The following is a 23263-nucleotide window of genomic DNA, read 5'->3' as shown; positions in this document are numbered from 1 at the left end:
TCTGCCGTGCCAGAGGTGGGGTCAGCCCGCTGGGGCTTGCTGAGCCAGCAGTCTGGCCAGCAGGGAGCGCAATGCTTTTATCAGCGCGGGTTTGCCCGCGACACCCTGTCGGGCAGCCAGCTCGGACCAGGACGCATATTGCCAGATGGTGGCAATCAGCAACCGTCGTTCATCCTGACTCAACGCATCCAGCATCATCACTCGCCGGAGCAGCCAGCGTTGCAGTGTCGCCTGGCACAATTCGAATGGCTTGTGATGGTGGGCAAAACAATCGAGTTCCCGATGCTCGAATTCATCCAGATCCGGCACATGAGTGACAGGTCCGCCTCTGAGGGATAGCCAGACCAGTTCGGTATCCAGCCTCTTGAGTTCACCCGCCAGCAGGGCCGGCAACTGGCTCATGAAACGCTGTCGCCATTGCGCCAGCTCGGCGTGATATTCCGATTGCAACGGCATCAGCAGCAAAGCTGCATGACTGCCGCTGGCCGCATCGCGCTGCAGACCAAGACGCAGCACCTTCAATCCCGCCTTGAGCCAGAATGGCAGCAGATCTGGACTGGCGGAGAAGGCAGACCCCAGATAATCGACCCCTAATACCCGATAATGTGATACCAGCTTGTCCAGCAACCAAGACCCCAGCCCGAGACGATGAAGGGCAGGATGGATGGCGATGCGCATCACCCTGGCATAAGAGCGCTCCCCCGCCGTCACGAAACCGGCGTGGGCCAGCAGCGACTGGGGCAGCAGATGTCCACGAGGGCGCCTTCGTCCGGCCCAGATCGCATGCGCCAGATCAGGGGGTATATTGCCCTCCCGCGAGACCAGCGCCACCCCGAGCAACTCCTGTCCCTGCTCCATCAGATGAATGTCGAGATCCGGCCCCTCCAGCAAATACCGCAGATCACTTGGGCTGGTCTGGTAGTGAGCCAGCACGAGCAGGCCGAACACCCGATTGAGCAGCGCGTCATCACGGGCCAGCTCATCTTGTCCGACCAGGCGCCAGGTCGGTGATGTCGGGGGATGAGGTGCCGATATGTCGGCATTCAGACCAAGGAGCCGGAAGATCAGAGGCTCCAGCGGATCGCTCAGGCTCCAGCGAATGGGCTCCACCAGGTGCAGCTCCTGCCAATCCGGGGTTTGCTCATCGAGTACCCTCTTGAAGCGCAGATGAAAGCCGCGCCCCGTCCCCTCATAGCCGTGCTCCGTTGTAGCGAAGACAATGCGACTGTGACGGGCCAGCATGGCCTCCAGCAGCGGGGTCGGGATGGCGGCGGCCTCATCCACCAGCAACAGATCCGCCAGCACGTCTCCTTGAGAGGCCCGATCAGGGGACACATAGCTCAGACCGGCCAGCCGCTCAGGCATCTCTGCCAGCGCACGCTCTGCATGGGCAAAAAGTGTCGCCACTGTGGCGTGGGAAGGGGCCGTCACCGCTATCCTCAAGGCCGGATCCCGACTCAGCAAATCGGCGCTCGCCAGCCCCAGCACGGCGCTCTTGCCACGACCGCGATCGGCGCTCAGCACCAGGGGGCGGCGGCGATGGCCGTGCAACACGTTGTGGATGGCGGGCAGCGCACGGGCCTGATCCGCGCTCAGCGGTCGGTCCCCGTCGAGAGGCTGCCAGGTAATATCACAAGAGGCAGGCGTCAGATCTCGCGCCGGATCTTCTTCCAGCAACCGTACTAGACGGGAGATGAACCCCTGCCCGGCACGATCAACCTCCTCTGGCTGGGCGACCAGCCTCTGACGATCTGGGTCTGGGTAGGTCGGCCATGCCTCCCGCGGCGGGGTCAGCAGAAGCAAGAGCCCCCCAGCCCTCAATGTCCCCGCCAAGGCACCGAATGCATCGGGGTGAAAACCACTGAAGGCATTGAATACCAGGGTGTCGCACTCCTGACCGAGCCGTTGAAGCGCCTTGGCGGCAGGCTGCGGAGCATGACGCTCAGGACCCTGCCCCAGCCAGAACACCGCCCCCCACAGCAAGGATTCGGCACGAACGATGCAGTCATCCTGCTCCCCTTCCAGCCAGATCAGACGTCGCTCGCCGGCATGAGCGATAGCGTGGCGCAAGGCGAGCAGCTCGGCTGACATCATGGAGCTGGGCTGGCGTCTGGCTTCACACGGGGTTCAAACATGCGCTCCCCCATCTGGTCGATGAAGGTATGGGCCTTTTGCACCATGAAGCGCTCGGCATCCGCCGGGTTGGCAAAGAGATCGGAGCGGATGAAGCGATGGGTCTGTAATTGCCCGTCGATCTCCCTGGTGATGCGACCTGCCAGCCTGTATTGCCCCCCTTCCGCCATGGGCTCGGGATAGATGAGATAGCCCATGTATTCGATGGGCTCAACCTCGGGGCTCTGGGCGATCTCTCCCTTGAACAGGGCATTGAATAGTTTTTTGAACATGTTCGCATCCTCTCTGATAAAGGCATTCTCCCCAAGGGTGGAATCACTGGCAAGCTCGGGATCTTATTACCATTCGTTCTTTGCACTACGAACCATTCTCATTTAGATTTCATCTCATTCCAGCATGAGGTCCAGATTATGTACGTGTGTTTGTGCCGCGGCATCACAGATAACCAGATCCGCAAGGCGGTACAGGCAGGCAAGACTGAATTCAGACAGTTGAAACAGTCGCTGGAAGTCGGTGCCCAATGTGGTAAATGTGTGCGCATGGCGATGGAGATCATCGCTACCGAAATCGACAAGATGGAGTCAGAGCAGGCACCGCTCTATTACGAAGTGGCGTAAAACCGCCGACTTCTCATCTTCATCTCTCCTTCTGCCCTCCAGGGGACGACTTTCCCCCATCACGTTATGGTCATGTTTCTGGACTAAGCTCTAGTGATCGTTGCCTAGGCTCGAAAACGAGGAGTAATGTCGATGAAAGGAGATCCCAAAATCATTGCCCACCTCAACAAGGTGCTGGCCAATGAGCTGGTTGCCATCAACCAATACTTCCTGCATGCCCGCATCTATGATGACTGGGGCCTCAAGGGGCTGGGGCACAAGGAGTATCACGAATCCATCGATGAGATGAAACATGCCGACGAGCTGGTCAAGCGGGTGCTGTTTCTGGAAGGGCTGCCCAACTTGCAGGATCTGGGCAAGCTGCGCATCGGTGAGACGGTGGAAGAGATGTTGCGCTGTGACTTGTCTCTGGAGATGGACGCCATCCCCGACCTGAAAGTCGCCATCACCTATGCCGAGTCTGTGCAGGACTACGTCAGCCGCGACCTGTTCCAGGAGATCCTGGAAGATGAAGAGGAGCATGTGGACTGGCTGGAAACCCAGCTCGATCTCATCGCCCGTATCGGTCTGGAAAACTACCAGCAATCCCAGCTCCATGCCGAGTCATCCTGAATCGCGATGACATCAAGAGACAATCCCAACCCGCCCAGGCGGGTTTTTTCATGGCGACAGCGGCAGAGATCTTGCCCAACGATAGGGTAGCCAACCTGGTTGCTGACAAGGCAGGCCAGAGGCTGTCAGGATGGCAGGCGCCGGATTGAACCGCCTCCGGGATCACAGTTACGATGCATGGGGCAGCGGCAGGCGCCGCTTTCGATTAGGATACGGCTCTATTCAAACAACACTGCTACGGATAATGTCCATGGAACAGATCGCCCGTGAGATGGCGGCCCACAAGCGAGTGGCGCTGGTGGCTCACGACAACATGAAGACCCCCCTGCTGAACTGGGTGATGCGGCGCAAGGAGGAGCTCAAGCTCCACCACCTCTACGCCACCGGTACCACCGGCACCATGCTTGGCAAGCAGGCACAACTGCCCATCACCTGTCTCTTCTCCGGCCCCATGGGGGGCGACCAGCAGCTCGGCGCCCTGATCGCCGAGGGCAAGATCGACGTGCTGATCTTCTTCTGGGATCCCCTCAATGCGGTGCCCCACGATCCGGACGTGAAGGCCTTGCTGCGCCTTGCGGCAGTCTGGAACATCCCGGTCGCCACCAACGAGGCGACCGCCGATTTCATCATGGACAGCCCCCACATGCGCCAGGCGTTCAGCGTGCAGATCCCGGACTACGTCGGCTATCTCAAGGCGAGAACCCAGTAACGGGGCAGAAACGACAGAGCCGGCCACAGGGCCGGCTCTTTTTATTGGCGGGAACGAAGATCAGCGCTGGAAGCTTTTCTGCGCGAACTTGGGTCTGGCATTCATGATCTGCTCCACCTGCTCGTCGCTCATCTTGCCGCGCGACAGCCCCAGCACCTTGTAGGTGAGCAGCGGTCGGGCCGGCAGGGCGATCATCAGGGCGCGGATCTGGTTCTCGTCCTCTTTCTCGCGCACCGGTTTGCCATAGGCATAGGTCAGTACGCCGGCATCCATCAGGTTTTTGACGGCAGGCTCGGTGATCGGCAAGTTTATGACGCTTTTGCGCTGCAGCACGAACTCGCGCAGCACTGCCTTCTCGTTGAAGTCGAGAAAGGAGATCATCTGGGCCAGCTGATCCTGCTGGCGGCGGGACTGCCACTCGTCGCAGGCCCACTCCCAGGCGATCAGGAAGCCCTGACTGCAGAAGTAGGAGATGGCGATCAGCATGCCGACGCCGAGCCAGGCGGCGTGTGTGGCGGCCCACTGGCTGACGGCTCCCTTCATCAAACCGGCCGGAAACAGCAGGATGATGCTGCAGCAGAGCAGCAGCCAGACCATCAGCCAGTTGAGGCGGTTCAGTTGATAGAAATGTTGGATCCACCGTTTCATCGTTCACCCTTCCCAAATCAGTGTGGACAGTAGTCATCTCATAGCAAACGGTGTGCCAAGGCGAAGCGTTCAGCGGCAGAGGAGTGGGTCCGGACGGCAGAACCGGTGGAGGGCACGGTTACATTCCCTTACAACTTGTTGAGCGAATGATCATTAGTTTGCCTTGTGAGGCGGCACTCAACTTGGTAAAAAGCCCGCACTGTCATAGGGGAGTAGCAACCCGCCCGTGATCCGGGCAGGGCTCATGTCAACATTCTTGGATCCTCAGATCCATGGCATGGGCGGCGATGGCATCCATCGCTCTGCAAGACCTTTGGCCTCGATATGCAAGCCAGCCGGGCGAGCCGTATCGAGTCCATTGGTTGTTCTGCTCGCCTGGCGGTTACTCATCATGCTGATCACCCTGCTGTTATTTCTGCTCTCTGCCGTCACCATCTATCTGGCCTGCGAATATTTCGTCAACGGCATCGAATGGACCGGCCACCACTTCAAGTTTTCCCAGAGCGCTACCGGCTCCCTGCTGGCGGCCCTCGGCACGGCCCTGCCCGAATGCATCGTCACCCTGACCGCATTGCTGATGGGGGATGCCCCCGCCCAGCAGCAGATAGGCATAGGTGCGGCCCTCGGCGGCCCGCTGGTGCTGGCTACCATAGGCTATGCTGCCGTCGGCGTGACCCTGCTGCTGTGCATGAGCCGTGAGCACAGGGCCATCGATGGCGAGGTGCAGCGCGAGATAGGCCGCGATCAGGCCTGGTTCGTCGGCATCTTCCTGGTGGCGGTGGCCCTCGGCATGGTGGCCTTCACCGGTAAAACCTGGCTGGCCCCGTTGTTCGTGCTGGTGTATCTGGTCTATGTGCGGCGCGAGCTGAAACAGACCGACAGCCACGAGGTCGCGTTGCCAGAGCCCCTCAAGCTGGATCCGGGCGCCGAGATCCCGGCGCTCGGCAAGGTGCTGCTGCAAACCCTGGTTGCGCTGGTGGTGGTGGCGCTGGCGGCCCAGCTGTTCGTTCATCAGCTGGAGAGCATGGGCGAGCTGTTTGGCCTCTCGCCGGTGCTGGCGGCCCTGTTGTTGAGCCCGGTGGCGACCGAGATGCCCGAGCTGATTAACGTGCTGATCTGGGTGCGGCAGGGCAAGCACCGGCTGGCACTGGCAAACATCTCGGGGGCCATGATGATCCAGGGCACCATTCCCAAGGCGTTCTGCCTGTTGTTCACCCCCTGGCTGCTGGACAGCACCATGATGGTCTCCTCGCTGGTGACGCTGCTGGCGGTCGTGCTGTTGTGGTGGGGGTTCAGTCGGGAGCGGATGACGGCGGGCAGGCTCGCCTGGGTGGGGCTGATCTATCTTGGCTTCTGCGGCTGGCTGATGGCGAACTGAGGCAGCAACCACACCACATGCAAAAGGGCGGGACCTTGTCCCGCCCTTATTGTTGTCATTACCCCATGCCGGCCGATGCCGGCAAGGGGGTCAGAACTGCTGGAACCAGCGCTGGATCTGGGCCGGATCCTTGCTCTGGGTGAGCGAGAGCATCAACAGGATCCGCGCCTTCTGCGGGTTCAGGGTCTCGGCGGCGACAAAGCCGTACTTGGCGTCATCGATCTCCGCATCCAGGGTGGTGGAGCCGGTCGGCACGCGGGCGGAGCGCACCACGCGAATGCCGTCCTTGCTCGCCTTGGCCAGGGTGTCGAACAGGGTGTGGTAGAGGTTGCCGTTGCCCACCCCGGCACTGACGATGCCGTCAAACTTGGCATCCACCAGGGCCTTGGCCGGCAGGTCCGAGGCGTTGGCGTAGCTGTAGACGATGCCGACCTGGGGCAACTTGTCGAGCTTGCTCACGTCGAACGGGGTCTTGCTGGTGTGCTGGCGGGCCGGGCTGCGCTGGTAGTCGATCTTGCCGTTGTGGATGTAGCCGAGCGGGCCGAAGTTGGGGGAAGCGAAGGTCTGCACTCCTGTGGTGTTTGTCTTGGTGACGTCGCGGGCATCCAGCACTGTGTCGTTCATCGCCACCATGACGCCACGCCCCTTTGAGGCGGGGTCGGAGGCAGTCACCACGGCGTTGTAGAGGTTCATGGGGCCGTCGGCGCTCATGGCGGTGGAGGGGCGCATGGCGCCCACCAGCACCACCGGCTTGTCGCTCTTGACGGTCAGGTTGAGGAAGTAGGCGGTCTCCTCCATGGTGTCGGTGCCATGGGTGATGACGATACCGTCCACGTCATCCCTGGCCAGCAGCGCGTTGACCCGCTTGGCCAGCGTGAGCCACACCTCGTCGTTCATATCCTGGGAGCCGATCTTGACCACCTGCTCACCCTGCACGTCGGCCACGTTTTTCATCTCGGGCACGGCGGCGATCAGCGTCTCGATGGCCACCTTGCCGGCCTCGTAGTTGGACTGGGTGGCGGACTGGCCCGCCCCGGCGATGGTGCCGCCGGTGGCCAGAATGTGCACGCTGGGCAGCGCCATGGCCCGCCATGGCCATGGGGGAGAGGGTCAGGCCGAGTACGGCGGCGATCAGGGTCTTGCGAATGGGAAGGGTCATGCTGCAATCCTTTTGGATGAGGGAATTGCAGCATTTTTATTCTTTTTAAACGGGATTTAAGTGATCATTCTCACCAATAAAAAGAAGTAAACAGAATATTAGTCTGATTTATACCAATTAAGTGATAATTCACTCTACCTGAAAGCCTCTCGCCTCGATCAGGGCGATCAACTCGGCTTTGCTCAGCTCGCTCTCGATGACGGCCTTGCGGCTGGCAAAGTCGACCGTGGCGGTGCGGACTGCTGGCTGGGCCAGCAGGGCCTTTTGCAGGCTGGCAGCGCAACCGCCGCAGGACATGCCGGTAACGGTGAGTTCGATGGTCATGGGCTCTCTCCTCTGTCGATGTGCAATCAGCCTAAAGCTGCCGCCTCCGGCAAGGTCAAGGGCGAATGCCGATCCCGTCAACCCCGGGTCGTGCATCATGGCGGCGCCCCATCACCCCATCAGTCCCAGGTAGTTCATCAGGGTGGCCCCCAGGCTGGTGGTGACGAGCGAGCCCAGGGTGGTGGTGGCGATGATGTTGGCCGCGAGGGCACTGTCACCGCCCATGGCACGGGTCATCACATAGCTGGCGGCGGCGGTGGGGGTAGAGCTGATGAGAAACAGGATGCCGAGGGCCTGCGGGCTGAAGCCGAGCGCCCAGGCCCCCAGCACCAGCAGCACGGGGATGCAGCACAGCCGGTTGACCGTGGCCCAGCCGGTCAGCATGGCGCCGCCGCGCAGGGCCTTGAGGTTGAGGCTGGCACCGGTGCAGAGCAGGGCCAGTGGCAGGGTCATGTTGGCGAAATAGTTGCCCGTGCTGATAACCAGCTGGGGCAGTTCGATGCCGAGCAGACCGAAGGGCAGGGCCGCCAGAATGGCGATGATGAGGGGGTTTTTGACGATCCCCTTGAGTATGGGTGTGAGCCCCTTTCCGCCCCCCAGGCTGCGGGTCAGGGTGATCACCGCGAGGATGTTGTAGAGCACTGTGATGGAGCCCACCAGCAGGGCGGCGGCCCCTATCCCCTCCGGGCCGTAGGCGTTTTGCACATAGGCCAGCCCCATGATCCCCATGTTGCCGCGAAAGCTGCCCTGCACGAAGATGCCCCGCAGTTTCTGCTCGCTGATGAAACGGGCCGCCAGCACCTCCAGCACCAGGAAACCGGCGAGGGTGCCGAGCAGGCCGTAGAGGATGAGCCAGGGGCTCGGCATGGTGGAAAAATCGGTGCGCACCATGCTCAGAAACAAGAGAGCTGGCAGGGTGACCTGGAACACCAGACGGGAGGCTGACTCGACGAAGCTGTCGGGCAAGAGACCCAGCCGCTTGAGCCAGATGCCGAGTACCAGCACCAGACAGATGGGGCCCGTGATGGAGAGAGAGAAGTGCAGACTTGCCAACAGATCCATGATGCGCGTCCTGTGCAACGGCGAAGAAAGTCGCCTGGGAAAGGGCATTCTAACGCCATGGGCTTGTATTCACAGGAGTTAATCACAACAATGTCTGCATCCCGGTTGTCGCCCTCCCCTGTCACGGATCCCCCATGGAAAAGAAACTGACCATCCTCGATATCGCTCGCCTCAGCGGGGTCGGCAAGTCGACCGTCTCCCGGGTGCTCAATCAGGATCCCAAGGTCAATGCCCAGACCAGGGCCAGGGTCGAATCGGTGATCGCCCAGCACGGTTTCGTCCCGAGCAAATCGGCGCGGGCCATGCGCAGCCAGAGCCAGCAGGTGGTCGGCATCGTGGTGTCGCGCCTCGACTCCAGCTCCGAGAACCAGGCGGTGCGCGGCATGCTGGAGACCCTCTACCAGCGTGGCTACGACGCCGTGCTGATGGAGAGCAAGTTCTCCCCCGCCAAGGTGAGCGAGCACCTGGCGGTGCTGGAGCGGCGCGGGGTGGACGGCATCATCCTGTTTGCCTTCAACGATCTGGACTATGCCGCCATGGCGCCGCTCAGGGAGAAACTGGTGCTGATGGCCCGCGAGCGCCCCGGCTTCTCGTCGGTCTGCTTCGACGATGACGGGGCGGTGCGCGCCGTGCTTGCCCACCTCGGAGAGCGTGGCCTGACCGAGGTCGCCTATCTCGGGGTGGAACGCAGCGATCTCACCACCGGGTTGCGTCGGCATCAGGCTTACCTCGACTACTGTCGGGAACAGGGGCGCACGCCCCGCAGCGCCCTCGGGGATCTCGGTCTGCAAAGCGGCTATCGGCTCGCGGCCGAGCTGCTCACCCCCACCACCCAGGCCATGGTCTGTGCCAGCGACACCCTGGCCATCGGCGCCGCCAAATACCTGCAGGAGCAGGGGCGCACCGACATCCTGGTGAGCGGCCTTGGCAGCAATCCCATGCTGACGTTCCTCTTTGCCAACACCCTCAGCCTGGATTTCGGCTACAAGGACGCCGGCATCCTGGCCGCCAGACAGCTGCTCGACCAGATTGAAGAGGGGCAGCCCCCCAGAGCGACCATCGCCCCCTGTCAGCCCCTGTAGTCTATCTTTTCCTCCATTCCCGGCGTTTTGCGCTTTTTGTGACCAGCGCCACGAATTGGGAACGTTCCCATTGCCGATACCAGCCACTGGCTTCATGCTGATTGGGAACGATACCAATAAACGGGCGGTCCTTGGCCAGCCGGTAAAGACACGACCATTATTCATGGAGTCACAGAGGGAAGGCTCATGTCAAAAGTCAACACACAGCATCTGGCGCAGCTGATCGAGCGGATCGGCGGCAAAGAGAACATCACCACTGTCAGCCACTGCCTGACCCGGCTCAGGTTCGTGCTGGCCGATCCGGTCAAGGCCGATCCCAAGGCCATCGAGACCATCCCTTCGGTGAAGGGGAGCTTCACCCAGGGCGGCCAGTTCCAGGTGGTGATCGGCAACGAGGTGGATCAGTGGTACAAGGCGCTCACCCAGGAGATCGGCGTGAGCGGCGGCAGCAAGGAGGCCGCCAAGCAGGCCGCCCGCCACAACATGAACCCGTTGGAGCGCGGCATCTCCCACCTGGCCGAGATCTTCGTCCCCCTGCTGCCCGCCATCATCACCGGTGGTCTGATCCTGGGCTTTCGCAACGTCATCGGCGATATCAAGATGTTCGACGACGGCACCCACACCCTCACCGAGATCAGCCAGTTCTGGGCCCAGGTGCACGCCTTCCTCTGGCTGCTGGGTGAAGCCATCTTCCACTTCCTGCCGGTGGGTGTCTGCTGGTCTGCGGTGAAGAAGATGGGCGGCTCCGAGATCCTCGGCATCGTGCTGGGTATCACGCTGGTGTCGCCGCAACTGATGAACGCCTATGGCATCGGCCAGCAGACCCCGGAAGTGTGGGACTTCGGCCTCTTCGTCATCCAGAAAGTGGGGTATCAGGCCCAGGTCATTCCGGCCCTGCTGGCGGGTGTCTTCCTCGCCTGGGTGGAAACCAGCCTCAAGCGCATCATCCCGGCCTATCTCTACCTGGTGATTGTGCCCTTCATCTCCCTGCTGCTGGCGGTGATCGTGGCCCACGCCCTGATCGGTCCGTTCGGCCGCTGGATTGGTGACGGCGTCGGCTTTGCCGCCAAGGCTGCCATGACGGGTTCGTTTGCCCCCATCGGCGCCGCCCTGTTCGGCTTCCTCTATGCGCCCCTGGTCATCACCGGCATCCACCACACCACCAACGCGGTGGACCTGCAACTGATGCAGAGCATGGGCGGCACCCCCATCTGGCCGCTGATCGCCCTCTCCAACATCGCCCAGGCGTCTGCGGTCGTCGGCATCATCCTGATCAGCCGCAAGGAGAACGAGCGGGAGATCTCGGTCCCGGCCGCCATCTCCGCCTATCTCGGGGTGACCGAGCCGGCCATGTACGGCATCAACCTCAAGTACAAGTTCCCCATGCTGTGCGCCATGGTGGGCTCAAGCTGTGCGGCTCTCATCTGCGGCTTCGCCGGTGTGATGGCCAACGGCATCGGGGTGGGCGGCCTGCCGGGCATCCTCTCCATCCAGCCGCAATACTGGGGCATCTACGCCATCGCCATGCTGGTGGCCATCGTGGTCCCCGCCCTGCTGACCCTGCTGGTCTACAAGCGCCAGCAGGCTGCCGGCAAGCTGGATCTGGCCACGGCCTGATCCACACAACCTCGGCGGAGCCCTGGCTCCGCCCTTTATCGTTGCCCTGTTCCAACTAATCCGGTTTCAACCAATGAGCGAACCAACCATGACACAGACACCCTGGTGGCAAAGCGCCGTGATTTACCAGATCTACCCCAAGAGCTTTCAGGATTCCGGCGCCCGTGGCACCGGTGATCTCAAGGGGATCATGGCCCGCCTCGACTACCTCAAGACCCTCGGCGTCGATGCCCTCTGGCTGACCCCGGTCTATGTCTCCCCCCAGGTGGACAACGGCTACGACATCGCCGATTACCTCAACATAGATCCCGCCTACGGCACCATGAGCGATTTCGAAGCGCTCCTGGCCGCCGCCCATGCGCGCGGCATCCGCATCGTGATGGATATCGTGGTCAACCACACCTCCACCGAGCACGCCTGGTTCAAGTCGGCGCTGGGGGACAAGAACAGCCCCTATCGCGACTACTACATCTGGAAATATCCGGTGGACGGCGGCGTGCCCAACAACTGGCAATCCAAGTTTGGCGGCAGCGCCTGGGAGCTGGACCCGGCCACCGGCCAGTACTACCTGCACCTCTTTGCCCGCGAGCAGGCGGATCTCAACTGGGAGAACCCGGCCGTGCGCGCCGAGGTGAAGAAGATCATCCATTTCTGGGCGAAGAAAGGGGTGGACGGTTTCCGCCTCGACGTCATCAACCTCATCTCCAAGGATCAGGCATTCCCTGACGACGAGGTGGGGGATGGCCGCCGCTTCTACACCGACGGGCCGCGCATCCACGAATTTTTGCAGGATGTGAGCCGCGACGTCTTCGCCCCCGTGGGGGCCATGACAGTGGGGGAGATGTCCTCTACTTCTCTGGAGCACTGCCAGCGCTATGGCGCGCTGGATGGCTCCGAGCTCTCCATGGTGTTCAACTTCCATCACCTCAAGGTGGATTACCCGGGCGGCGACAAGTGGACCAAGGCCCCGTTCGATTTCCTCGAACTCAAGCGCATCTTCAACCACTGGCAGAGCGGCATGCATGGCAAGGGGTGGTCGGCGCTCTTCTGGTGCAACCACGATCAGCCGCGCATCGTCTCCCGTTTCGGCGATGAGGACGAGCATAGGGTGGTCGCCGCCAAGATGCTGGCCAGCACGCTGCACGGCCTGCAAGGCACCCCCTACATCTATCAGGGGGAGGAGATCGGCATGACCAACCCCGGCTATCAGCACATCGACGACTATCAGGATGTGGAGAGCCGCAACATCTTCGCCATCAAGCAGGCGGAAGGGATGAGCGAGGCCGAGATCCTCGCCATTCTCGGCGCCAAGTCCCGGGACAACTCGCGCACCCCGATGCAGTGGAGCGCCGCCTCCAACGCCGGTTTCACCAGCGGGACGCCCTGGCTCAAGCCCGCCGCCAACTACCCCGAGATCAACGCCGAAGCGGCGCTCGCCGACCAGCACTCGGTGTTCTGGCACTATCGGGATCTCATCGCCCTTCGCAAGGCGCACCCCATCTTCACTCAGGGGGATTATCAGGAGCTGCTGACCGGGCACCCGCAGATCTGGGCCTATGTCCGCCGCGCCGACGGTCAGACCCTGCTGGTGGTGAGCAACTTCTACGGCGAGCCGGTGGCCTTCGAGCTGCCTGCCGAACTGGCCAATGGAGAGGGGCGCCTGTTGCTTGGCAACTACCAAGACAGCCCGACCCGGCCGCAATCCTGCAAGCTGCGCCCTTACGAATCCCTGATCTGGCTGATGGAGCAATGATGACTGACGCAACGACAGTGCAGCGGCCCGCTGTGCGTGGCCCCGAGTGGCAGAAGATGGTGGCGGGAGCGCCCTATGATGCAGGGGACCCCGAACTGCGGGCTGCGCGGGAGCAGTGCCGCGCCCTGCTGGGAGAACTGAACCGGGAGCGAACCGATGCCCCTGGTTGGGATGAGCGCCTCACCCGCCTGCTGGGTGGCCGCGCAGAACGCTGTTTCATCACGCCCCCCTTCTTCTGCGACTATGGCGCCAACATCTTTGTCGGCGAGAATTTCTACGCCAATTTCAACTGCACCATCCTGGATGTGTGCGAGGTACACATAGGCGACAACGTGCTGCTGGCCCCCGGAGTGCAGATCTACACCGCTACCCACCCGGTGGCGGTAGCGCCGCGCATCAAGGGGGTGGAGTTCGGCAAGCCGGTGCGTATCGGCAACAACGTCTGGATTGGGGGCAGCGTCGTCATCTGCCCGGGCGTCACCATAGGGGACAACAGCGTCATCGGGGCGGGGTCCGTTGTCACCAGAGACATTCCGGCAGGCGTGGTGGCGGTCGGCAATCCCTGCCGGGTCTTGCGCCCCATGACGGCAGAGGAGCTGGCGCCCGGAGAACCTGGCTGACACAGAAGGGGCAGGCCGTACCTGCCCCTGTTCGTTTCCCTGACGGCGCTCCCGCAATGCCGGCAAGGCTTCGGCGCAACCCCCTCTTTACCCGGGCAGCAAGGCGCCGCAACGCTTGTGCTGTCCCATGACCACCAGAGTCTTGAAACTGCGCACCTGGTCCCTGGCATGGAGCACCCGACGGGTGAACTGCTCGTAACTTTGCATGTCCCTGGCGGCCACTTGCAGCACGAAGTCCTGCTCCCCCGTCACATACCAGAGATCCATCACCTCGGGTTCCCGCTGCAGGCTGGCGATCATCTCATCGACGATGCGGCCATGATCCCGCTCCAGGGTCACCAGCACCAGCATGGTGATGGGCCAGCCCATGGTGGACGGTGCCACCAGCGCCACTTCCCGCTCGATGAGGCCGGACTCCCGCAAGGCGCGGACGCGGCGGTAGCAGGCTGGGGCGGAAAGACCGACCCTGTGGGCCAGCTCCGGCGTGGGCAGACGGGCATCCTGTTGCAGCTCGGCGAGGATGAGCAGATCAAATTTGTCGGTCATGGGGTTCATTAGATAAAAATTATCGCACAAGGCCAGTATTAGACCGGTTTTACCCAAGTCTCCAGATATATTTTACTGCCCATCGTCCTGCTCGGTATGAACACCATGCAACCCAATCCCAATGCCCTCTCCTCTCTTCTGGCCGTCCTGCTCGCCATGTTGTCGATCACCCTCGGCGCCTCCCTGGCCAAATCCCTGTTTCCCCTGCTGGGAGCCGCAGGTACGACCCTGTTCCGGCTGGGGTGCGCCGCCCTCCTTCTCTCCCTGGTGTTTCGCATCTGGCGTGTCCCCCTCGACCGACGCACCCTGCTGGGCGCCATCCCCTACGGCCTGTCGCTTGGGGCCATGAACCTGCTCTTCTATCTGGCCATCGCACGCATTCCCCTCGGCGTAGCCCTGGCCATCGAGTTCATCGGCCCCCTGACGGTGGCCCTGCTCTCCTCACGCCACCGGGCAGACTTCATCTGGCTGATACTGGCCATCGCCGGGCTGCTGCTGCTCTTGCCCCTGCGGGCAACACAGCAGGCCATCGATCCCCTGGGGGCCGCACTGGCTCTCGGGGCTGGCCTCTTCTGGGGGCTCTATATGCTCACCGGAAAGCGGGCCGGAACCTTGCTGGGCGCACAGGCTCCGGCGCTGGGCATGTGGGTGGGCACCCTGCTGGTATTGCCCTTCGGGCTTGAGGGTGCGATCGAGGCTTCATTCACCGTCCCCGTGATCCTCACCATCATCGGGGTGGGGCTGCTCTCGAGCGCCATCCCCTACTCTCTCGAGATGTTTGCCCTGCGCCGCCTTCCCCTCAAGAGCTACGGCATTCTCACCAGCGGTGAACCGGCCATGGGAGCCTTGATGGGACTGGTATGGCTGGGCGAGCAGTTGCCCCCGTCCCAATGGCTCGGGATAACCGCCATCATCGCCGCCTCCATGGGCACCACCTGGCAGGCGGGTCGTCGACAAGCCGGCTCCGCCTGAACCAAAAAAAATCGGGGCCGGCGATGACCGGCCCCGGGGATGGTACGAGCGCGTCAGGACGAGTAGTCGTAACAGCGTTTGAGCTCGCCGAAGTCATAGAAGAAGCTGCCCACAGCAATGGGGGAGCAACCTGCCTTGAAGGCGAGCTCCTTCTCGTTGTAAAGCATCTTCACCAGCACCCGGCCGGCCTCGTTGCGGTAGACATCCCACTGGATATTGGCCGCATAGGGAGAGACCCAGCCGCCACGCCATTCGTTGTTTTCCTGGCTCATCAGCACGCCGGGCTGGGCGCTCTGGCGGCTCCCTGCCAGCTTCATCAGGGCCGCCAGCGGGATCAGGGTCTCCGCATGGGCGAAGCGCAGCTTGGCGACATGCTCGCCCGCCTCTTCCACCACCTGGGTCTGTACCTCGTTGAAGAGGCCGTCAAGCAGGGGCTGGGCCACGGCGTAGGTGGCGCTCTGGCTGGCAAGACTCGGCCCCTTCTCGTAGAAGTCCTCGGCATCGGAAAGGTAGGAGAACCAGGCAGACTCCTCTGGAGTGATGAACTGCTCGAGATCCCAGGACCCGCCTTGTGCCTGCGCCTCCCGGATCATCCCCGGGCCGATGATGAAGAGGTTGTAGAGCATGAGGGCGGCGTCCACCTCGTCGCGCACATGGGTCTTGCCGCCGTCTTCCGGATTCACCGCCACGTAATCCACCCCGGCGGCCAGCTCGTCGACGAAGGCCTTGCTGTAGAGACGCTCGAGCATCTCGCGGGCCATCACCCGGGTCCTGGGCAGGGCCTTGAGCGCATCGAGGGCCTCGGTCAGCTCGGGAGCGGGAGCCACCCCGTTGTCTTCGTCCCCGACAAAGGCCTGATAGGCCTGGAAGGTGGGCAGATACCGGGTGTACTCCCCCTGCGGCTCGGTCTTGTGGAAGTAGAGCTCGAACTTGTTGCGCAGCCCCTTGTCGATCTCGGAAGGGTTCTCCTGGCTGACGTAACAGTCGGGGCTGTCCGTCACCAGAGAGACCCGTTTGGCCAGGCTCTGCATGAAGAAGTAGGCGCTTTCGTTGGCGCGATCCTTGCCCGATGTCTCGACCTTGAGGCAGAGGGGAGTCGATTCAGTGGCCAGCAGGGTGGGCAGCCGTTCGGCGAGCCGGGTCGCCAGGTTGGCGTGCTCCTCCTTGCCGAGCGCACTCAGCAGGCCATAGCCGAGGGTCTGGTTGGCGGCCGTGACGGCGTCCACCTTGGCGCCGAGCCGTTGGCCCAGCTCGGTCAAGGCCCCCTGCCTCGCGGCATCCTCCCACACCAGCTTGGTCAGCACATCATATTTGGGGCTGGACAGCGAGCGGGAGCCATGGCGTGCCACCAGTTCGGTGAAGACGGGACTAAAGCCTTCAGGGGCAACCTCATAGCTGTTCATTGCCTGACGGGCGGCATAGACCGCCTTGGTGCTGTATTGATAGTCGCCGACGGCAGGCGAGGAGGAGTCGTTGCCCGAATTGCAGCCGCTCAGCAGGGTGGCCGCCACGCAGGCGGCAAGGGAAGAGACGCGAAACATAGCCATCCTTGAAGCAGTTTTAAAATGAAACCGCACAGTACGCACCGGATGTGACAATCCGGTGTCAGGTCTGGGACATGCACCTCTCTCCTGAAGGGTGACCCCCCCCAACCCGTCTATGCCCCCCACAAATCATCATTCATATTTTTTGAACGTGTAGGCCAGTTTATCTCGCTAACAATGACCGGGTGAGGCGCTTAATATTCACACATCGCTTAGGCAGGAGCGCCAAGCCGCAAAACAACTGGTCGTTCATGGCAGTCCCCCATACATATGGGCGACAAACATCCGTGACAAAACAACACACCATTTGAATGACCTCTTGCAAGGATGCATTGATGCAGGCCTGTCAGGCCTTGCCAATGACATAAAAACCAAGAGAGTGAATGAACATGAAAAACGTGATCAAGATGCTGGCCGTTGCAGGCCTGATGAGTGCCGGTGTTGCCCAGGCTTCCGTCCCCGCCGACTTCAATGCCACCCCGGGTGTGCTGTTCGTGAACTGGCATGCCAGCGCCGCCATGGCCGGCAAAGCCAACCCCATGCTGGAGGTGCGCGATGAATCCGGTGATCTGGTGGCCTCCGTCCACGCCAACCTGATGGGTACCCAGCAGGTACAGATCCCGAGCCGCGCTCAGGGCAACCTGACCGTCAGCCTCGGCGATCAGAGCAGCGATTACCGCATCCCGTTCGGCATCGGCAGCGGCAATCCCCGCTGATCAACGCAGACGACGTCCCTCCCGGGTCTGGCAAAGACACGCCGACCAGGCGAGAGATCAACGACAAGGGCGCCATCAAGGCGCCCTTGTCGTCGTTGCCGTCGGCATACACGGCTACTGGGTGAAGACGGGACCGAAGCCGGATCCCCACAGGATGGCCGTGGCAGCCAGCACGCAGACCAGCAGCACCAAGCCGACCGTCACCACTGAGCTGGCGTAGATGAATCCCTGCTCCTTGGTGATGTGCATCAAGATGGGCACGCCGATATAGAGCAGGTAGACGGAATAGGTCAGCCCGACCAAACCGATGAGCATCACGAACCAGAGATGCGGGAAGAAAGCGGAGAAGCCCACCATGAAGAGTGGCGTGGAGGTGTAGGCCGCCAGCTCCAGCGAGGTCGTGTAGCTGGGATCCGAGCCGAAGGTATGCCCCATCCAGTGCACCAGATAGGAGAGTGCCAGCACGCCGATGATGAGGGTCACGTACATGGCGACCGACAGCTTGAATGCACTGTTGGCGGTCAGGGTAATGGGATCGCCGACCCCGATGCTCCAGCCGATGTGAACGGCGGAATAGTAGGCGCAGATGGGAGGGATAAGGGCCACGAGCAGGATGTGGGTCAGACTGTTTCTGAAGCTGTCGTGCCGCTCGTCTATGGTATGCCATTCGGTGTGGGGATGGGCATACAATCCCCATAAGTGATTCAATATCATAGCGTTATTCCTTCTCTACATCGGTGGTTGGCGGATCGATACCGGGCTTTCTCCTCTGATTGCGTCATGTCCGGGCGCTGGTGGCGCCATCGCTTGTCATGGCATGCGATGACTTTAAATAAAGTCGCTCCACCGCCGCTGCGTCAAGCAAGGTCGCCGGGACAGCCGGGAGGGATGGGAAGACAGCAGGAGGGCACCGGAGGCGGGCACTGATGGCACCCGCCGTCGGCGCTCCCGTCAATACTGCTTGGTTTTAGAGGCAAAACCCGCGAGGAAGAGACCGGTCAGGAACATGCCGCAGAAGGCTTCGATGGCCGACAGCAGTTGCAGCGGCGAGGAGGTCTGGGAGATGTCCCCATAACCCAGGGTCACGAAGGTGACGATGCTGAAATAGAGGGAGCGCCCCAGATGGCCGTGGGTTGCAGACTCCGGTGCCAGGAAATAGGTCAGGGTCGCCAGCAGGATCACCCCCATCGACATCAGCAGGCTTCTGATGGGACGCTCCCCAAACCCCCAGGTGATGAAGCTGATGAACTTGCCCGCGCACTTGAGATAGCACAACAGGGAGAGCCAGCACTTCGTCATCGGACCGCTGCGCAACCAGCGCTCCCGGAACAGCTCCCGCGGGCTCGCCAGGGACTTCATCTCGTGCAGCTTCTCCTTGTAGTAGCACTCGCCGGCGTCGACGGTGTCACCCACGCTGGAGAAGAGACGCTTGGCATTGCGATAGAGTTTGCTCGCCTCGTTGTGGTCGATCCGCCCATTGTCGTTGTAGACCACCTCCACCTTGTCCAGGTTGGTGTGCTCCATGGTGGCATCGAAGTTCTTGGCGCTGACGCTGAAGTTTTTCAGCACCGCCCGGGAGGAGTGGAAGCGGATCTCCTCGCACTCTATGGTGAAGTCCTGAAAGACCCCGTCCTCCAGCGCCAGCTCCCGCTTTTTGGCCCAGGCCCTGTGGTCCCACAGCAGGGAGTCGAACAGATCGAGCCCGATCACCCCGCCATTGACCCTGACCCCCTTGGCCGAGCAGTGCCACAGATAAACCTTGGAGTTGTTGACGGCCCCATCGAGAGAGAGCTCGTCGAGACAGGTAAAATCGAGCAACCGGCCGGAGATGATGGGGCTTTTGAGGGCAACACCGCCGATGTTGAGCAGACGATGCTTGCCCAGCACCTGGGCCTCCCCCTTGTTGTTCTCCGAGACCGAGAGCAGGCTTTGCACCCGTTTCACCTCGTCATTGCCATGTTTTCCCGCCAGCCACATGCTGTAAGGCTCGAAACGGGTCTCCGAGCGGATGAGGCCGCTCTTGCGCAGGGATTCCAGTGCACTCGAGGCGCTCTCATACAAGCGGACCTTGTCGTCGCTCATGTAGACACAAAGGCTCAGCACGCAGCGGGAGCTGATGAAGCGGGCGATGCCGATCTGGAAGATCACGCTTTTTTCTATCTTCTGCTCCGCCATCCAGTCGTCGAAATGGGGCAACGACGCCACCAGCAGCGCCCAGATACGGGGATAATCGTTCTCACGCCGCCACTCGTTGAATTGCTCGGGGGAAAGCTGCCAAAGCTCTGTTGCATTCATAGATGACCTCAGTAATGGAGATGTTCTCGTCGGTGATTCTCTGTCAAGTGCAACCAATAGAAGCGAGCTTACAACAGCAACGAATGGCCCCTAAGAATCAGGAGAAAAAAAGTTAACCATTTGAAAAAAATGCATAAATGCTTTCTCACACACCAAAAAAATGAACGCTCAGAGATAAAAAAACTCCCGACCGGGAGCTTTTTTTATGGGTAGAACGCGATGGCATTACGCCTCCAGGCTGATGCCGATGTTGGAGACGCCGTCCTGGGCCGCGAAGGCGCGGATGGCAAGGATGCGATCGCTGTCCCGTTCATGGGCCACCCGTTTGAGCAGTTCGACCTGGAACTCCAGCTCGGCCTCCATGTACTCGTGCTCATAGAGCTCCTCATCGCTGAGATCCCGCTCTTCCAGCATCTCTATGAAGCCGGCGACCGTGCCGACAGACGCATGGCTGGCGTCGTTGGCCTCTTCCCCCACCCGGCAGATCACCGAGTTGTAGGCACAACCCAGCGCCACGCAGGCGTCCAGTGCCGGATAGGCGCCGTAGGATTCAAACTTGCGGGGATCGGGAATGTAGACTTCAAACGCTTCCAGAATGGCACCAAGATTGACGCGGGATCCCTTGACCGTCAGGTAGTTCCACATCTGATCCAGCGCGTGACGGAATGCCCTCGCATCCCCGAAACCAGAGGCCTGGGTAAAGAGCACATAGTTGGGGTACATGCGCTCTGCCAGCGCCAGGGTATAGACGGTTTGCTGCCAGGGCTGCAGCTCGGCCAGTCGCTTATAAAACTTGTCACCAAACACTGGAGTCGGATCCTTTGCAAAATGTGGGGCAGATTGTAGCCCACGAGGGCCCCGTCTAAAAATGAAAAAGCGCCCTGCTCGACTATCTTGCCCGATCAACTGGGGTAAGATGGAGACAGCATCCCTCTCGCCTTGCCATAAACACGATAAGGAACAAGAGTATGAGCCAACGTACCCTGCTGCTGTTGAGTCAGGACAACAGCCACTATGAACGCCTGCTCAAGGCGGCCCATCTTCCCCATCTGCACATTCTTCGGGCCGACAATCAGGCCGAGGCCGAACAGCTTATCGGTGACGCTCATATCCTGATGGCCGAGCCTGCCCGGGCCAAGCCGCTGCTGGCCAAGGCCGGCAAGCTCAGCTGGCTCCAGTCGACTTATGCCGGGGTCGATGTGCTGCTGGACGCCAGTTGCCGCCGCGACTACCTGCTCACCAATGTCCGCGGCATCTTCGGCCCCTTGATGAGCGAGTATGTGTTCGGCCATCTGCTCAGCCTGACCCGCCAGTTGCCACTCTATCGCGAGCAGCAGCAACAGGGCGTCTGGCAGAGCCATCCCTATCAGGGCTTGAAGGGAAAGACGCTGCTGCTGCTCGGCACCGGCAGCATAGGGCAGCATATAGCCCACACCGGCAAACATTTTGGCATGAGGGTGCTCGGCATCAGCCACAGTGGCCGTGAACGTGCCGGGTTCGATCAGGTGTACCAGTTGCCGGCACTCAACAAAATGCTGGCCCAGGCCGATGTCATCGTCAGCGTGCTGCCCGCCACCCGCGAGACACGCCATCTCTTCACCGCCGAACGCTTCGGCCACTGCAAACCGGGCGCCATCTTCTTCAACGTCGGCAGGGGCAATGCCGTCCATGAGGGGGAGCTGCTGGCGGCACTGCAAGCCGGCAAGCCCGCCATGGCGGTGCTCGATGTGTTCGAGCAGGAACCCCTGCCCGCTGACAGCCCGCTCTGGCACCAGCCCAATCTCATCGTGACGCCTCACAACAGCGCCTACAGCTTCCCGGAAGATGTGGCCCAGATCTTCATCCGCAACTACATCCGCTTCATCGATGGTCAGCAGCTGGACGGCAGGATCGACTTTGACAAGGGTTATTGAAGCCGTTCTGCAATGAAAAGGCCCCGCCAGTTGGCGGGGCCTTTTTCGTCAGGAGGAAGCCGTTCAGCCCGCCTCCATCTCTTTGCGGTAGCTCTTCACCTTGGCGAGGAACTGACGCTTGTCCTTGCCGGAGAGCGGCTCCGCCATCGGCAGCTTGATCTTCATGGGATCCACCGGGCGGTTGTTGATGCGCACCTCGTAGTGCAGGTGAGCACCGGTGGAGCGGCCCGTGTTGCCGGAGAGGGCAATCTTGTCACCCATCTTCACCTTCTGGCCCGGCTTGACCAGCAGCTTGCTCAGGTGCAGGTAACGAGTCGTCAGGGTCCGGCCGTGCTTGATCACCACATAGGTACCGGCCAGCGGGTGGCGGGTGGCCTTGAGCACCACGCCGTCCCCAGTGGCCATGACGGCCGTCCCGACCGGCAGCGCGAAGTCGGTGCCCTCGTGGGGACGCACCTGGCCCGTGATGGGATGACGCCGTGCCGGGTTGAAGTTGGAACTGACCCGATAGCGGCTGTGGGTCGGGTAACGGCGGAAACCCCGCTCCAGGCTGTTCGCCTGGCCGTCATAGTAGTTGCCATCCTCAGACAACCAGGCCGACGCCGCCTTGCCCTGGCTGAAGACTTCGACCCCGAGCAGCTGGGTGTTGCCCGTGCTCTTGCCCTCTACCGTCTCCTGGCGCACCAATACCTTGAATTTATCCCCTTTTTTCAGATCCTTGGCGAAGTTCAGGCGCCACTGAAACAGGTTGGCAATCTTCTGGATGTGGTTCGCCGGGATCCCCGCGTTGCGGGCGCTGACGTAGAAGCTGCCGTTGATGACGCCTTCATAACTCTTCTTCTGCCACTCCACCTCTTCGTTGAGCATGTTGGCACTGTAGGTGTCATCGGTGCGTTCCAGCACCAGGGTCTGCTTGATGTTCAGACGGATCTTCAGTTGCTGCAGTATGTTGTCCTGATCGATCAGCAGCTCGATGGTCTGGCCGGGCTTGAGGCGGGCCAGATGGTTCTTGGTGTCCGCATCCAGCACCTTGTAGAGGGTGGTGGTGGACAGGCCCAGGGTGTTGAAGATGGTGGTCAGGTTTTCGCCGTTGCGTACCCGGTAGTCCTGCCATTGGGGCGTGGGATCGGCCGGAATGTCGTCCTCCGGAGCTGCGGCCTCCACCAGCTCGTGATCCGGGATGTCGTTGAAGTCGGTATTGTCTTCGTTGGTTGCGGTGCCCGTGGTGGCGATCGGCAACTCCAGACGCAGTGGCCGCTCCAGGATGTCACCCGGGGCTGGCAATACGGCTACCGCTGACAGCGTCATGGCCGTGAGCAATAGCATGGCGTAAAAGTGTTTGCGGGGAACCGGGGGTTCCCAATTGGCAGCCTGTGCTACCAAGGGACGGAGACGTTTCATCCGCTATCCTGTTATTAGATCTAAGGGTGGTGTTTGTGGGTCTGTTTTTATGATTTTTTATTATGAAAACCGAATATCTGGCTTTTAGACCTAAATACTTACAAAAAGTTCATAGCTACATGCACGAAACTCACATTTTATGCATAACCTTCCAGCATGGGC

General features: G+C 61.3%; 22 protein-coding genes, 1 pseudogene and 1 riboswitch. Of the genes and pseudogenes, 11 read left to right on the top strand and 12 right to left on the bottom strand.

Annotated features, from left to right (window positions below):
• Positions 1 to 21: 21 nt before the first annotated feature.
• On the bottom strand, positions 22 to 2094 hold the full coding sequence (locus MUW49_RS01360) for a GNAT family N-acetyltransferase (RefSeq protein WP_244812340.1): 2073 nt from the start codon (positions 2092 to 2094) through the stop codon (positions 22 to 24).
• Complete coding sequence (locus tag MUW49_RS01355) at positions 2091 to 2405, bottom strand: HlyU family transcriptional regulator (protein ID WP_041211748.1); 315 nt, start codon at positions 2403 to 2405, stop codon at positions 2091 to 2093. Before MUW49_RS01355 ends, MUW49_RS01360 begins: the two co-directional genes overlap by 4 nt.
• 138 nt (positions 2406 to 2543) lie before the next feature.
• Between MUW49_RS01355 and MUW49_RS01350 the strand changes: the two genes are divergently transcribed.
• The 3 genes from MUW49_RS01350 (at position 2544) to MUW49_RS01340 (ending at position 4071) form a co-directional block, all read left to right on the top strand.
• The gene (locus MUW49_RS01350) at positions 2544 to 2750 is read left to right on the top strand and encodes a bacterioferritin-associated ferredoxin (RefSeq protein ID WP_010675777.1); all 207 of its coding nucleotides are present in this window, start codon (positions 2544 to 2546) and stop codon (positions 2748 to 2750) included.
• Positions 2751 to 2882: 132 nt separating this feature from the next.
• Positions 2883 to 3362, top strand: a complete 480-nt coding sequence (gene bfr / locus MUW49_RS01345) for a bacterioferritin (RefSeq protein WP_010675778.1) — start codon at positions 2883 to 2885, stop codon at positions 3360 to 3362.
• A 250-nt stretch (positions 3363 to 3612) separates the two neighbouring features.
• Positions 3613 to 4071, top strand: a complete 459-nt coding sequence (locus tag MUW49_RS01340) for a methylglyoxal synthase (RefSeq protein WP_199767268.1) — start codon at positions 3613 to 3615, stop codon at positions 4069 to 4071.
• Positions 4072 to 4131: 60 nt separating this feature from the next.
• On the opposite strand, the gene MUW49_RS01335 is transcribed toward MUW49_RS01340, so the two are convergent.
• Positions 4132 to 4719 carry a superinfection exclusion B family protein gene (locus tag MUW49_RS01335; protein ID WP_010635988.1) on the bottom strand — a complete coding sequence of 196 codons (588 nt, stop codon included), beginning with the start codon at positions 4717 to 4719 and terminating at the stop codon, positions 4132 to 4134.
• A gap of 195 nt (positions 4720 to 4914) precedes the next feature.
• Positions 4915 to 5021: riboswitch (yybP-ykoY riboswitch) on the top strand.
• Between the two features lie 89 nt (positions 5022 to 5110).
• Here MUW49_RS01335 and MUW49_RS01330 point away from each other — a divergent pair.
• Positions 5111 to 6097 carry a sodium:calcium antiporter gene (locus MUW49_RS01330; RefSeq protein WP_244812339.1) on the top strand — a complete coding sequence of 329 codons (987 nt, stop codon included), beginning with the start codon at positions 5111 to 5113 and terminating at the stop codon, positions 6095 to 6097.
• Between the two features lie 90 nt (positions 6098 to 6187).
• Here MUW49_RS01330 and ansB read toward each other — a convergent pair.
• The 3 genes and pseudogenes from ansB to MUW49_RS01315 form a co-directional block, all read right to left on the bottom strand.
• A pseudogene (gene ansB, locus MUW49_RS01325) lies at positions 6188 to 7256 on the bottom strand (L-asparaginase 2).
• 129 nt (positions 7257 to 7385) lie between these two features.
• Entirely contained in the window at positions 7386 to 7580 is a 195-nt protein-coding gene (locus tag MUW49_RS01320; RefSeq protein ID WP_045522127.1) for a heavy metal-associated domain-containing protein, read from the bottom strand.
• Between the two features lie 111 nt (positions 7581 to 7691).
• Entirely contained in the window at positions 7692 to 8642 is a 951-nt protein-coding gene (locus tag MUW49_RS01315; RefSeq protein ID WP_010675784.1) for an AEC family transporter, read from the bottom strand.
• A gap of 134 nt (positions 8643 to 8776) precedes the next feature.
• Between MUW49_RS01315 and treR the strand changes: the two genes are divergently transcribed.
• From treR to MUW49_RS01295, 4 genes are all read left to right on the top strand, one after another.
• Positions 8777 to 9724, top strand: a complete 948-nt coding sequence (gene treR / locus MUW49_RS01310; protein ID WP_041211765.1) for a trehalose operon repressor TreR — start codon at positions 8777 to 8779, stop codon at positions 9722 to 9724.
• A 186-nt stretch (positions 9725 to 9910) separates the two neighbouring features.
• Positions 9911 to 11341, top strand: coding sequence for a PTS trehalose transporter subunit IIBC (gene treB, locus MUW49_RS01305; protein WP_244812338.1), 1431 nt, complete (start codon positions 9911 to 9913; stop codon positions 11339 to 11341).
• A gap of 88 nt (positions 11342 to 11429) precedes the next feature.
• On the top strand, positions 11430 to 13094 hold the full coding sequence (treC, locus tag MUW49_RS01300) for an alpha,alpha-phosphotrehalase (RefSeq protein WP_244812337.1): 1665 nt from the start codon (positions 11430 to 11432) through the stop codon (positions 13092 to 13094).
• On the top strand, positions 13094 to 13714 hold the full coding sequence (locus MUW49_RS01295) for a sugar O-acetyltransferase (protein ID WP_029314833.1): 621 nt from the start codon (positions 13094 to 13096) through the stop codon (positions 13712 to 13714). The genes treC and MUW49_RS01295 overlap by 1 nt, the downstream gene beginning before the upstream one ends.
• An 87-nt stretch (positions 13715 to 13801) precedes the next feature.
• Here the strand turns inward: MUW49_RS01295 and MUW49_RS01290 are convergent, their stop codons facing one another.
• Positions 13802 to 14260, bottom strand: coding sequence for an Lrp/AsnC family transcriptional regulator (locus tag MUW49_RS01290; protein WP_039039724.1), 459 nt, complete (start codon positions 14258 to 14260; stop codon positions 13802 to 13804).
• A 96-nt stretch (positions 14261 to 14356) separates the two neighbouring features.
• On the opposite strand from MUW49_RS01290, the gene MUW49_RS01285 reads away from it, so the two are divergent.
• Positions 14357 to 15232: an EamA family transporter gene (locus MUW49_RS01285; protein ID WP_244812336.1), complete on the top strand. Its 876-nt coding sequence runs from the start codon at positions 14357 to 14359 to the stop codon at positions 15230 to 15232.
• Between the two features lie 53 nt (positions 15233 to 15285).
• Here MUW49_RS01285 and MUW49_RS01280 read toward each other — a convergent pair whose 3' ends face one another.
• Positions 15286 to 16779, bottom strand: a complete 1494-nt coding sequence (locus tag MUW49_RS01280; protein WP_335829854.1) for a histidine-type phosphatase — start codon at positions 16777 to 16779, stop codon at positions 15286 to 15288.
• A 380-nt stretch (positions 16780 to 17159) separates the two neighbouring features.
• On the opposite strand from MUW49_RS01280, the gene MUW49_RS01275 reads away from it, so the two are divergent.
• Entirely contained in the window at positions 17160 to 17492 is a 333-nt protein-coding gene (locus MUW49_RS01275; protein ID WP_039039727.1) for a hypothetical protein, read from the top strand.
• Between the two features lie 114 nt (positions 17493 to 17606).
• On the opposite strand, the gene MUW49_RS01270 is transcribed toward MUW49_RS01275, so the two are convergent.
• From MUW49_RS01270 to MUW49_RS01260, 3 genes are all read right to left on the bottom strand, one after another.
• Positions 17607 to 18206 carry a Yip1 family protein gene (locus tag MUW49_RS01270; protein ID WP_029314835.1) on the bottom strand — a complete coding sequence of 200 codons (600 nt, stop codon included), beginning with the start codon at positions 18204 to 18206 and terminating at the stop codon, positions 17607 to 17609.
• Positions 18207 to 18443: 237 nt separating this feature from the next.
• Positions 18444 to 19787, bottom strand: a complete 1344-nt coding sequence (locus MUW49_RS01265) for a potassium channel family protein (RefSeq protein WP_010675794.1) — start codon at positions 19785 to 19787, stop codon at positions 18444 to 18446.
• Positions 19788 to 20012: 225 nt separating this feature from the next.
• The gene (locus MUW49_RS01260) at positions 20013 to 20594 is read right to left on the bottom strand and encodes a YjaG family protein (protein ID WP_042864483.1); all 582 of its coding nucleotides are present in this window, start codon (positions 20592 to 20594) and stop codon (positions 20013 to 20015) included.
• Between the two features lie 161 nt (positions 20595 to 20755).
• Between MUW49_RS01260 and MUW49_RS01255 the strand changes: the two genes are divergently transcribed.
• The gene (locus tag MUW49_RS01255) at positions 20756 to 21700 is read left to right on the top strand and encodes a D-2-hydroxyacid dehydrogenase (protein WP_045523137.1); all 945 of its coding nucleotides are present in this window, start codon (positions 20756 to 20758) and stop codon (positions 21698 to 21700) included.
• Between the two features lie 63 nt (positions 21701 to 21763).
• Here MUW49_RS01255 and mepM read toward each other — a convergent pair whose 3' ends face one another.
• A complete protein-coding gene (mepM, locus tag MUW49_RS01250; RefSeq protein WP_244812334.1) occupies positions 21764 to 23101 on the bottom strand; it encodes a murein DD-endopeptidase MepM in 1338 nt (445 codons plus the stop codon).
• Positions 23102 to 23263: the final 162 nt, after the last annotated feature.

Origin of the sequence: Aeromonas sp. LsrichE-8G (genome assembly GCF_022869435.1) — a bacterium.
Lineage (GTDB): Bacteria > Pseudomonadota > Gammaproteobacteria > Enterobacterales > Aeromonadaceae > Aeromonas > Aeromonas caviae.
Note: the sequence above shows the minus strand (reverse complement) of the source record. Positions and strands in the feature narration are given on the sequence as shown.